9 protein-coding genes and 1 pseudogene are annotated in these 11489 nt (G+C 48.3%); 3 read left to right on the forward strand and 7 right to left on the reverse strand.

The genetic code is table 11. The features are described 5' to 3' along the window. The 6 genes from Q0546_RS05090 to ileS all read right to left on the reverse strand — a co-directional run. The coding region (locus Q0546_RS05090; RefSeq protein WP_298791122.1) for a carbon-nitrogen hydrolase family protein at positions 1 to 793 on the reverse strand (793 nt) is incomplete at its 3' end. Further along, positions 786 to 980, reverse strand: a complete 195-nt coding sequence (gene xseB / locus Q0546_RS05095) for an exodeoxyribonuclease VII small subunit (protein ID WP_002948190.1) — start codon at positions 978 to 980, stop codon at positions 786 to 788. The genes Q0546_RS05090 and xseB, both read right to left, overlap by 8 nt. Continuing rightward, positions 973 to 2073, reverse strand: a complete 1101-nt coding sequence (locus Q0546_RS05100; RefSeq protein WP_298791124.1) for a homoserine O-acetyltransferase — start codon at positions 2071 to 2073, stop codon at positions 973 to 975. The genes xseB and Q0546_RS05100 overlap by 8 nt, the downstream gene beginning before the upstream one ends. After that, complete coding sequence (gene guaB, locus Q0546_RS05105) at positions 2073 to 3521, reverse strand: IMP dehydrogenase (protein ID WP_298791125.1); 1449 nt, start codon at positions 3519 to 3521, stop codon at positions 2073 to 2075. The genes Q0546_RS05100 and guaB overlap by 1 nt, the downstream gene beginning before the upstream one ends. A 4-nt stretch (positions 3522 to 3525) precedes the next feature. Next, on the reverse strand, positions 3526 to 4884 hold the full coding sequence (gene gatA / locus Q0546_RS05110) for an Asp-tRNA(Asn)/Glu-tRNA(Gln) amidotransferase subunit GatA (RefSeq protein ID WP_298791126.1): 1359 nt from the start codon (positions 4882 to 4884) through the stop codon (positions 3526 to 3528). A 96-nt stretch (positions 4885 to 4980) separates the two neighbouring features. Beyond that, positions 4981 to 7737, reverse strand: a complete 2757-nt coding sequence (gene ileS, locus Q0546_RS05115; RefSeq protein ID WP_298791128.1) for an isoleucine--tRNA ligase — start codon at positions 7735 to 7737, stop codon at positions 4981 to 4983. Between the two features lie 123 nt (positions 7738 to 7860). On the opposite strand from ileS, the gene Q0546_RS05120 reads away from it, so the two are divergent. Next, positions 7861 to 8958 (forward strand): CinA family protein, encoded by a 1098-nt coding sequence (locus Q0546_RS05120; protein WP_314788409.1) that lies wholly within the window; start codon positions 7861 to 7863, stop codon positions 8956 to 8958. Between the two features lie 214 nt (positions 8959 to 9172). Here the strand turns inward: Q0546_RS05120 and Q0546_RS05125 are convergent, their stop codons facing one another. After that, positions 9173 to 9550 (reverse strand): rhodanese-like domain-containing protein, encoded by a 378-nt coding sequence (locus Q0546_RS05125; protein ID WP_298791132.1) that lies wholly within the window; start codon positions 9548 to 9550, stop codon positions 9173 to 9175. Between the two features lie 161 nt (positions 9551 to 9711). Between Q0546_RS05125 and Q0546_RS05130 the strand changes: the two genes are divergently transcribed. Together Q0546_RS05130 and Q0546_RS05135 are read left to right on the forward strand one after the other, a co-directional pair. Then, positions 9712 to 10713: a Fe(3+) ABC transporter substrate-binding protein gene (locus Q0546_RS05130; RefSeq protein ID WP_298791134.1), complete on the forward strand. Its 1002-nt coding sequence runs from the start codon at positions 9712 to 9714 to the stop codon at positions 10711 to 10713. Continuing rightward, positions 10713 to 11489 (forward strand): annotated as a pseudogene (locus Q0546_RS05135) (iron ABC transporter permease); the annotation flags it as partial. The gene Q0546_RS05130 and the pseudogene Q0546_RS05135, both read left to right, overlap by 1 nt.

Genomic DNA, 11489 nt, shown 5'->3' on the forward strand with positions numbered 1-11489 from the left:
CTATCTGCATAAAGCCCCAGATGCTTCTAGCCTCGCTAAGCTCCTTTTTGCTAAGCTCATCTATCATCATCTCTTCATTTTTACCAAGCCTATTTTTAACTTCACCAAACGGATTAATAAGCATCGAATCGCCGTAAAAGCTCCACTGCTCGCCGCTTGCGGCCTTGTGGTTGCCGACGCGGTTTACGCGCAGGACGTAGACGTTGTTTGTAAAGGCGCGGGTTTTTAGTAGCTCTTCCCAGCGCGACTCGCTAAAAAACGTGCATGCGGTAGGAACTACGACAACATCGACTTTCTTGCGCGCCATATACGCCCACGCCGCGTCAAAATGCGCCTCAAAGCCAAACATCGCGCCGATTTTAAATTTCTCGTAGCTAAAAACTGGCAAATTTAGCTCGCCCTCATCTTTGTTCGTAAAAAATTTCGCCTCGTTCCAGTGCGGGTAGGGCATCAAGATCTGCTGCTCGTAAAAGCGCGAGGACGCAGGACTAAATCTCGCCGCGACCTTGACGAAGCCTTTGCCTTTGGGCAGTACGAGCGGGGCTAGGATTTCTAGGTTGTATTTTTGCGCCATCGCGGCAAGCGCGTGCTTTTTGCGCTCGCTTTGCTCCTTGATGAGGCTTTTTGGCATGAGCTCGAGCTCTTTAAAAAAGCTATTTAGCACGTACTCGCCGAGCACCACGAGCCTAGCGCCTTCGCCCGCGCAAATCCTAAAATAATAATCAAGCCTCGACTCGCTCATGGGCTGCGTCGGCAGCTGCAGGGCGCAAACGGCTGCGGTCGCGTTATTCATCGTCTGCGTCCTTCACCACTAGCTTTGCGTTTTGCAGGATTTTGTCTGCCTCCTCGAGCAGCTTTTTGCCCTCTTTGTGCAGCTTGACGCTTTGCTCCAAGCTTAAATTTTCATCGCCGAGCTGTTTTAAAATTTCATTTGCTTTGGCGAGTTTGCTTTCAAAATCCTCGCTTAAATTTTCACTCATCTAAAACCTTTTTTATGATTTTTTCAAATTTATCTACTTCGACCAAAAACGCGTCGTGGCCGTAGTCGCTGTCTATCTCGTGATAATCGCACGCCTTGCCGATATCCTGCAGCGTCTCGTGCATCTCGCGCATACAGCTTGGCGGAAACAGCATATCGCCGCTAAATGCGACCAGCGTAACCTTGGCGCAAATAGGCAAAAGAGCGTGCGCGAGGTCGTCGTAGTGGCGCGTGCAGTCAAAGATGTTCATCATCTTTACGATGTAAAGGTAGCTCAGCGGATCAAAGCGCTTTGGAAAGCCGTGGCCGTTGTACTCCATATAGCGATCGACCTGAAACCGCCCCGTAAGCTCGTAAAGGCCGTCGGTTTCGACGTAGTTGCGGCCAAATTTGGAGTCCATGGAGCTAGGCGAGAGAAAGCTGATATGCCCCGCCATACGTCCTAGCGCCATGCCTGTTAGCCCCTGCGCGGCGATGTCGTTTTCGTCGTATTGGCCGTCTTTGAAGCCTGGATCGCGCAGTATGCCCTCGATCGCGATTTTGTTAAACGCGATCGCCCAGGCCTTACTCTGATAGGTGCTGGCTAGGATAATGACGTTTTTGGCGAAATTTGGAAACTCGATCGCAAAACAAAGCGCCTGCATGCCGCCTAGGCTACCGCCCACGACCGCATGTGCGCGCTCTATGCCTAAGTGCTCAAAAAGCCTCATCTGCGCCTTTACGACGTCGCTGATAGTAAGCACCGGAAAGCGCAAACGATACTGCTTGCCCGTGCTTTTTTCGATACTTAAGGGATTTGTAGAGCCGAAATTTGATCCGAGGATATTTACGCAGATGACGAAAAATTTGCTCGTATCTATGCCTTTGCCTTCGCCCACTAGCGCGTCCCACCAGCCAAATTTCTGCTCGTTTTCGTATCTGCCTGCGGCGTGGTGGCTGCCCGTTAGGGCGTGACAGACGACTATGACGTTGCTTTTATCCTCGTTTAGCTCGCCGTATGTTTCGTAGGCGAGCTCAAATTCGGGTAAAATTCGGCCACTCTCTAGATAGAGCGGCTCATCAAATTTTACTTTGCCGGTTTTTAAATTTAGCACTAATTGACTTTGTAGTTAGGGGCTTCTTGCGTGATGACGACGTCGTGGACGTGGCTCTCTTTTAGTCCAGCGCTCGTGATCTCGACAAACTGGGCTTTTTCCTGAAGTGTTTTGATATCTTTTGAGCCCATATAGCCCATCGCGCTTCGTAGGCCGCCAATTAGCTGATGTACGACCTCTTTTATGCTGCCTGCAAACGGTACGCGACCCTCGATACCCTCAGGCACGAGCTTGTCTTGCGCGGTGCCTTCTTGGAAATATCTATCGCTGCTACCTTTCGTCATCGCGCCGATGCTGCCCATACCGCGGTAGACTTTGTACTGGCGTCCTTGGAATGTTATCACCTCGCCCGGAGTCTCCTCGCAACCAGCTAACAAGCTACCAGCCATCACGCAGCTAGCGCCTGCGGCTAGGGCTTTGGCTACGTCGCCTGAGTACTTTAGTCCGCCGTCTGCGATGACCGGGATACCGTATTTTGCAGCCTCGGCTGAGCAGCTATCGACGGCGAAAATTTGAGGTACGCCTACGCCCGCTACTACGCGAGTGGTGCAGATGGAGCCTGGTCCTATGCCTACCTTGATACCGTCTGCGCCGGCTTCTGCTAGGTCTTTGACGGCGGCTGGGTTTGCGATATTTCCGGCTACGACGTCTACTTTTAGCTCGGCTTTAACCTGCCTTAATGTATCTATTACGCCTTTTGAGTGGCCGTGGGCGGAGTCTATAACGATGACGTCAACGCCAGCTTCTGCTAGAGCTTTTGCTCTATCCATTTGGCCTACGCCGATGGCTGCTGCTACGCGGAGTCTGCCGTATGCGTCTTTGTTGGCGTTTGGATACTCTTTGCGTTTTTTTAGATCTTTTATGGTTATGAGGCCCTCTAGATGGCCGTCTTTATCGACGATAGGTAGTTTTTCTACGCGGTTTTGAGAGAAAATTTTCTCCGCGTCGTCTAGTGTGCAGCCCTTTGGAGCCGTGATTAGCGGAGCTTTGGTCATCCTATCTTTTACGAGGACGCTTCTGTCGTTTTCAAATCTCAAATCGCGGTTGGTTAGGATTCCTATTAGTTTATTTTCCTCGTCTACGACTGGAACGCCCGAGATATGCAGATCCGCCATCATATCAAGCGCTGAGCCCACGCTGGCGTTTGGCGAGATGGAGATAGGATCGATGATTACGCCGCTTTCGCTTTTTTTCACGCGGCGGACCTCTTTGACCTGGCTTTGTATGTCCATATTTTTATGTATGACGCCGATACCGCCCAGACGCGCCATCATGATCGCCGCGCGGTGCTCGGTGACGGTGTCCATCGCAGCCGATACGATCGGGATGTTTAGCTCCACGTTTCTGCTAAAGCGCGTTTTTATATCGACTTGTTTAGGCAAAATTTCGGAGTACTGCGGGACGAGCAAAACGTCGTCAAAGGTGAGAGCCTTCGTAACTATCTTCATGCGTTTATCCTTTTATAGAGTTTTCTAAACTAAGCGCGCCTTCTAGCAGCGTTTTTTCGTCCCACGCCTTTGCAATGAGCTGAGCAGAGACGTTTAGGCCGTCCGCGTCTTTAGCTACCGGAACTGAAATAGCAGGCAAACCGGCTAAATTTACGCTGATCGTATAGATGTCTGATAGATAGGAATCTAGCGGGTTTTTTAGCTCGCCAAATTTATACGCCGTGCTAGGGGCGACAGGCATCAAAATGAGGTCGCATTCGTTCAAAATTTGCTCATACTTGGCCTTAGTGTGGGCGCGAGCTTTTTGCGCTTTGATGTAGTATGCGTCGTAATAACCGCTGCTAAGCACGAAAGTACCGAGTAAAATTCGCTTTTTTACCTCTTCGCCGAACCCTTCCGAGCGCGAGTTGATGTATAGCTCTTTTAAATTTTTAGCTTCGGCTCTGCGTCCGTATCTCACTCCGTCGTAGCGGCTGAGGTTCGCGCTGGCTTCGGCGGTGGCGATGATGTAGTAGGTTGCGATGTCGCATTTTGAGTTTTCTAAATTTTTATAGATTATTTTGTGGCCTGCGGCTTTTAAAATTTCGACTGCTTTTAAAAGCGCCTTTTTGGTCTCTTCCGAGGCTTCGTTTATGTAGTTTTCGATGACGCAGATAGTGAGTTTTTTGTCCGCGTTTAGCTTATCTGCTACGCTCTCAAATTTGATATCCGCGCTCGTGCTGTCTTTGTCGTCGTGTCCTGCGATGATGTCGTATAGGATTGCGGCGTCCTCGACGTTTTGCGTTATCGGTCCGATCTGATCTAGCGAGCTAGAGTATGAGCCCAGACCGTATCTGCTGACGCGTCCGTAGGTCGGCTTTAGCCCTACGCAGCCGCAAAATGCCGCAGGCTGGCGTATCGAGCCGCCTGTATCGCTTCCTAGAGCAGCCACCGCTAGCCCTGCGCCGACCGCGGCAGCCGAGCCGCCCGAGCTACCGCCCGCCACTCTTTCGCGGTTTAGCGGATTTAGTGTTTTGCCGTAGTAGCTGTTTTCGGTCGTATTACCCATGGCGAATTCGTCCATATTCGTACGGCCAAACGGCGCTAGACCAGCCGCTAGCAGCTTTTCTATAACCGTCGCGTTATAAGGCGCGATGTAGCCTTGTAAAATTTTAGACGCGCTCGTTACGCTCCAGCCTTTTACCTGGATGTTGTCTTTTATGGCGATCGGTACGCCCGCACCCAGTTTGTCAAGCGGCAAATTTGCCAGCTGCTCGACATAGGCGCCAAGCTCCCTATCTGCAAAAATTTTCTTTTCCAGCTCGTTTCTAAGCTCGGCTATTTCGTCGGCGCTTAGCTTTAGAGCCTCTTTTAAAGTTATCATTTTTTATCCTTAAATTTTATTACCGCTACGATACCTGCGGCTGTGACCGCGAGGATGGCCGCGATGGTCGCCGCGACAAACCAAGCGGAGATAGGCTCAGACATTTTTTAGTACCTTTTCGCATCTCGGGCATGTTTCGCCGTCGTGCTTAGCGGTAAATTTCCAACATCTCGGGCACTTGTGACGCGTCGATAAAACGAGTTTAAATTTATCGTTACCGATGTCAAATTCGGCTAGACTGTCGCTACTGTCTAGGCTCTGGACGTCGCTAACCATATACCAGTCGCTTATCTCGTTTATATCTTCGCTCAGGATCAAATTTGAGCTGGTTTGTAGTACGAGCTCAAGGGTTGATTTTATCTTTTTATCTTTTTTGAGCACATCGATTAGCTCGAAAAATTTCTCGCGGCTAGCAACTAGTAGCTCGTCGTCTATGTTAAACTCAAGCTCTAGCGGCGCATACTCTAGATCAAAGGCGTCAGTAGCGCCATTTTTGATGATCTCTGGAGCGTAGTCCATCGCCTCGTCCACGGTGTACGTGAGCGTCGGAGCGATGAGCGGCAGGAGCGCTCTGGTGATTAGCGCCATCGCGCTTTGAGCCGAGCGGCGAGTGTCGCTGTCTTTGGCGTCGCAGTATAGGCGGTCTTTGCAGATATCAAGATATATGCCGCTTAAATCCGCGCTTAGGAAGTTCATCAGCAGGCTAAAGCCCTTTGAAAAGTCGTAGTTTCTAAACGCCGTTTCGGCCTCGTCAAATGATTTTTTCGCGCGGCTTAGTATCCAGCGGTCTAGGATGTTGAAATTTGACGTTTCGATATCTTCTAGATCGTTTACGTTGGCTAGCAGAAATCTTATCGTATTGCGTATTTTTCGGTACTGCTCGCTTACTTGTTTTAGGATATTTTCGCTGATTTTTAGGTCGCTGGAGTAGTCGCTAAGCGCAACCCAAAGGCGCAAAATTTCCACGCCGTAGGTTTTAGCGACGTCCGCCGGAGCTACGACGTTGCCTTTGCTCTTACTCATCTTTTGACCGTTTTCATCGACGGTAAATCCATGCGTGAGCACGCTTCTATACGGCGCTCGTCCTTGTGCGGCGCAGCTTAGCAGTAGCGAGCTTTGAAACCAGCCTCTGTGCTGATCGCTACCCTCTAGATACATATCGGACGGATAGCTGCCCGCATCGTAGTCGCCGCTTTTTAGTACCGCAGCCCACGTCGAGCCGCTATCAAACCAGACATCTAGGATGTCCATAACTTTTTCTAAATTTTGCGGCTCAAATTTGCAGTTTGCTGGCAAGAGATCCTTAATCTGGCTATCCCACCACGCGTCAGCGCCTTTTTGCTCAAATATCGCCGCGACATTATCTAAAATTTCATCGTCAAATATCGGCTCTTTAGTATCCTTATGCCTAAAAAACGCTATCGGCACGCCCCAGTCGCGTTGGCGCGAGATGCACCAGTCGGGACGATTTTCTATCATCGAGCCTATCCTTTTTACGCCGCTTGCAGGGTAAAATTTGACGTTTTCAAGTTCTTTTAGCGCGACTTCTCGTAGCGTTTTGCCGTCGATTTTTGGCTCGTCCATAGCGATAAACCACTGCTTCGTAGCGCGGTAGATGACCGGCTTGTGCGTTCTCCAGCAAAATGGATATGAGTGGACGAATTTGCTGACTTTTAGCAAATTTGAGCCTAAAAGCTCTAAAATTTTCTCGTTTGCTTTAAAGATATGCATGCCGATTAGTTCGTCCGCTACGCCGTCTGGAAATAACTTTTTCGCCTTTAGCGTCTCGTCGTACAGACCGCCTTCATCGACGGGCATGATGACTTCGATGCCGTATTTTAGGCTCACGTGATAGTCGTCCTCGCCGTGACCCGGAGCGGTGTGAACTAGACCCGTACCGCCGTCCATAGTGACGTGATCGCCTAAGATAAATAGCGATTTTCTGCCGTTTAGCGGATTAACTGCGTGCAGGTTTTCAAGCTCGGCGGAGGCGAATTCTTTTAAAATTTCGCCCTTGGTTAGACCTTCTTTTTCTAGTTCGCCAAGCATCTCTTTGGCAAATATCAAATTTTCAGCCGTCAAAACGTAAATTTCATTTGGATTTAGCGAGATGGCTTGGTTTGCCGGCAGCGTCCAAGGCGTGGTCGTCCAGATGACCGCGCTAGCGTCTTTTGCGCCTATTTTTGCGGCGGCTTCTTCGCCTAGCTTAAACGCGACGTAGATGCTGTAGTCCTCTTTGTCCTCGTACTCGACCTCTGCCTCGGCTAGAGCACTTCTAGCCGCCCAGCTCCAGTATACCGGCTTGCTTCGCTCGATCAAAAGTCCGCGTTTGGCGACTTTGCAAAGCGTTTTATAAATTTCGGCTTCAAATTTAAATTTCATCGTTAGATACGGATCGTCCCAGTCGCTGGCGACGCCTAGCTGTTTAAAGCTCTCCTTTTGCACGTCGATAAATTCTCTGGCGTGCTCGCGGCAAAGCTCGCGGATTTGCGTTTTGCTGAGGCTTTTTTTCTTGTCGCCCAGTTTTACCTCGACTTGCTGCTCGATCGGTAGTCCGTGGCAGTCCCAGCCCGGCGTAAATCTCACGTTTTCGCCGAAGAAATAGTGCGTTTTTAAGATAATGTCTTTTAGGGTTTTGTTTAGCGCGTGTCCGATGTGGATGTTGCCGTTGGCGTATGGAGGGCCGTCGTGCAGAGTGAAGCTTTTTGCGGCTTTTTGCCTTTTAGCTTTCATTTTTTCGTAGATTTTTCTATCGTCAAACCACGATTTTAAGCGTTTTGGTTCGTTTTCCGGCAGGTTGCCGCGCATGGGAAATTCGGTGTTTGGAAGCAATAATGTATCTTTGTAATCCATAGGTTCGCCTTGAAGTAAAAAATTGGTAGATTTTATCCAAACGGCGATTAAATGCTACTGAAAAAACGCTATTTTAAGCTAAATTTATGTAAGATGTTTTCGGCTTTTAAAAAGGAGAAAACATTGAAAAACGCACTACTGATCATCGGCGAAGATATCGGCGTAAACGCGCCTTTTTTGGATTATATTTTTTGCGCTTACAAGCGGCATTTCGGCGAGCTTGGCGAGTTTAGGTTCGTTAGTAAAAGCGACAAGGAGTTGCCGTTTATCATCGAGCATCTTTGCGCTCGCTCCGATAGTCTTTGCATCTACGCATCGAGTCAAAACTGCTCCGTCGCGGCTAAAATTTTAGCTACGTTAAGCGGCGATATTTTGGAGCTCAAATCCCCGCAAATGCTAGCTCCTAGCAGGGCCGAGAAATTTGGCGACGAGGGCTTTTTAATCAAATTAAATCAAACTTACGTAAATTTACTAAAGGCCGACGCGAATCAAAAACTACCTGCCATAGATATCAAAACGCAGCGAGATTTTGGGTATTTTCATCTGGTCGATATCGACGAGGAGAGCGCGAAAATCCTGCTCGAACCGCTGGCAAAAACTTACGAAGTACAAATTTATTCGTCTCAAATTTTATCAAATTTGGCGCTAATCAGAGTGGAAGCAAATAAATTCGGCCAAACGAGCGGCTTTATAAACGGCGCTAAAAATCTTTTCTCAGGCAAATTTTTTGAGGGCGAGGATGTTTTTCGTCACGTTGCAAGCACACTTATAGCAAGCGGGCTAAAGCTTACATTTGCCGAGTCTTGTACGGCCGGGCTTGCCGCGGCAAAATTTGGCGCTTTTGCGGGGGTTTCGGCGGCGTTTAACGGCTCGCTAGTGACCTATGCAAACGAGATGAAACGCGACTGGCTGGGCGTTAGCGATGAGATTTTACAAACCTACGGCGCGGTGAGCGAGCAGTGCGTGATGGCGATGCTAAAAGGCGCGCTAAAGGCGAGTGAATCGGACTTTTCTCTAGCTATCAGCGGTATCGCTGGGCCTGACGGCGGTAGCGAGGCAAAGCCTGTGGGGACGGTATTTGTGGGAGCGTGCGCTAAAGACGGCGAGTGCATGATCGAGAGGCTAAATTTAAACGGCGACCGCAACTACATAAGAGAGCAGAGCGCGCTGGCGGCGTATGTTTGCCTACTAAAGCTAAAGCCGAGACTGTTTTTGGCGTAAATTTGGGTTAAATTTGATGAAATTTATCAAATTTGCGCTCGCTAAAATTTAAAGTAGATGCGTTTTGTTCTATTAAATTTGTAAAAAAAGCAGCGACAAATTTAAAATTTACCGCCGTCTTGCATGCGAATGGAGCACAAATCAGCTCCGCCAAGCTTAAAATTTAGCGCAAATTTAAGCCTGACGGACGAAATTTATAAAGTAAAACCGCGGATTATTTTTGATACGGCACGGTTTCGTAGCCTTGATTTATGAGGCTGCCCATGCCGCCGTCAAGATTTATTATATTTAGCTCCGGCGAATCTATCATCATCGCTGCCGCAGCGCTTCTGCGTCCGCTTCTGCATATAAGCGCGACCGGTTTTTTTAGGTCGACATTGGCTTTAAGCTCGTTCAAAAATCCCTCTTTATCGGTTGCGTTAAAAGTGATAGTCTTTGCGCCCTTTATCACGCCCGTTTCCATCCATTCGGCAGGCGTCCTGATATCTACGATTTGCTCGTAGTTTTTGATCGCCTCTGAGCTAACTTGCACCGTAGAAATTTCCGCAAAAGCCATCGCCGCAGCCGCTCCTAAAAGTAAAATTTTTCTCATTTTCTCTCCTTAAATTTGACGGCGTGAATATTAGCACTCAATTTTAAATATTTTGTCATTCTAAAATCACTCCGGCATAAATTTTTATTTTTTAATAATTAATATTATTTTCATAGGATAGACGCTATAATTGCGAATCCATATCAATACAAAGGATAAAAATGAAAAAAAGTTTTTTCGCGCTTAGCTTGCTTTCAAGCTTTTTGTTTGCCGCAGAGGTAAATATCTACTCTGCGCGCCACTACGACGCCGACAGCGAGCTTTATAAGCTTTTCGAGCAAAAGACGAGTATCAAGGTAAACGCCACGCAGGCAAAAGCCGGCGAGCTAATCAAAAAGCTCGAAGTCGAGGGCGATAGCTCTGCGGCGGATATTTTCATCACCGCAGACGCGGGAAATTTCTACACCGCAAAGACTAAAGGCGTGCTACAATCCGTCAAATCAGAAACTCTAGAAAAAATCGTACCGGAGCAGTATAGAGACAACGACGGCCAGTGGTTTGCTATCTCAAAACTCGCTAGAGTCATCGTTTACGATAAAAGAGACTTTGATCCTAAAGGCATCAAGGACTACGAGGATTTGGCAAAACCGGAGCTAAAAGGCAAACTGCTAATCAGAAGCGCGACGGCTCCGTATAGCAAGTCGCTGCTAGCTGCTATCATCGAGGCCGACGGTAAAGATGCGGCGACTAAATGGGCGGAAGGCGCGCTAAAAAATCTAGCCCGCGATCCAAAAGGCGGCGATAGGGATCAGGCTAAGGCCATCTACGCAGGCGAGGGCGACGTAGCGGTTATGAACACCTACTACATAGGCCTCATGCTAACCTCTCCGAAAGCCGAAGACGTCGAGGCTGCGAAGAATCTTGGCATCATTTTCCCAAATCAGGACAACCGCGGCACGCACGTAAATATCAGCGGCATCGCGCTAACCAAAGCTGCTAAAAATAAAGAAAACGCCGTTAAATTTATGGAGTTTATGGTGAGCCCTGAGGCGCAAAAGATACTTGCGGGTATAAATTTCGAGTATCCGATCAACGCAGAGGTCGAGCCTAGCGACATCGTGAAGGGCTTTGGTAAATTTAAAGAAGACTCCACTCCGCTTTATAAGAGCGTGCAAAACACGAACGAGGCTATTAAAATTTACGACGTAGCCGGCTGGAAATAATGAAAGTAAAATTCGGGGCGATTTTTATCGCCCTTATCGTTTTGATCCCCATTTTTAGCATATTTTTCGAGATCGCTTTGGGCGACTACTCCTTGCTCGAGCACTTTTTTAAGTATCTTTTTATGAGGTATATTCAAGGTACTTTTGCGGTTGCGGCGGGCGTTTTGGCGCTTAGCCTCGTTATCGCCGTGGTTTCGGCGTGGCTGGTGGCAAACTACCACTTTGCGTTATCAAATTTCTTTGAATATGCCCTCATCCTTCCGTTTGCGATTCCTGCTTATATATTTAGCTTTTGCTACGTCGGGATTATGGATTACGGGGGATATTTTCATCAAATTTTCGGCTTCAGGCTCGAGTTTATGAATATCTACGGAGCGATTTTCGTGCTGTCGTTGTCGCTTTATCCATACATCTACATGTTTGCTAAAACCTCGTTTAAAACGCAGTCCGCAGCGATTTACGACGTTTGTAAAATTTACAAGCTCCCCGGCCTTGCCGTGTTTTTTAGGGTTGCGATATTTCTGTCGCGTCCGGCGATCGTGGGCGGAGCGATGCTGGTGCTCATGGAGATGCTTAGCGACTACGGCACGGCGGCTTATTACGGCGTAGAGACTTTTAGCGCGGGCATTTTTAAACTATGGTTTGATATGGGCGACTCGTACTCCGCGTCCGTGCTAGCTGGGCTTTTGATGATGTTCGTGTTTGTTTTGATGATATTTGAGCACGTTAATAAAAACTCTAAAAAATCTGTTTCTCACATCGAGTGTGATACCATT

The sequence above is a fragment of the uncultured Campylobacter sp. genome, assembly GCF_937997465.1.
Lineage (GTDB): Bacteria > Campylobacterota > Campylobacteria > Campylobacterales > Campylobacteraceae > Campylobacter_A.

Excerpts from the sequence above, each read along its gene's own strand:
- gatA (WP_298791126.1), bottom strand. The coding sequence starts at position 4,884 with ATGATAACTTTAAAAGAGGCTCTAAAGCTAAGCGCCGACGAAATAGCC.
- Q0546_RS05125 (WP_298791132.1), bottom strand. The coding sequence starts at position 9,550 with ATGAGAAAAATTTTACTTTTAGGAGCGGCTGCGGCGATGGCTTTTGCG.
- ileS (WP_298791128.1), bottom strand. The coding sequence starts at position 7,737 with ATGGATTACAAAGATACATTATTGCTTCCAAACACCGAATTTCCCATG.
- Q0546_RS05130 (WP_298791134.1), top strand. The coding sequence starts at position 9,712 with ATGAAAAAAAGTTTTTTCGCGCTTAGCTTGCTTTCAAGCTTTTTGTTT.
- xseB (WP_002948190.1), bottom strand. The coding sequence starts at position 980 with ATGAGTGAAAATTTAAGCGAGGATTTTGAAAGCAAACTCGCCAAAGCA.
- guaB (WP_298791125.1), bottom strand. The coding sequence starts at position 3,521 with ATGAAGATAGTTACGAAGGCTCTCACCTTTGACGACGTTTTGCTCGTC.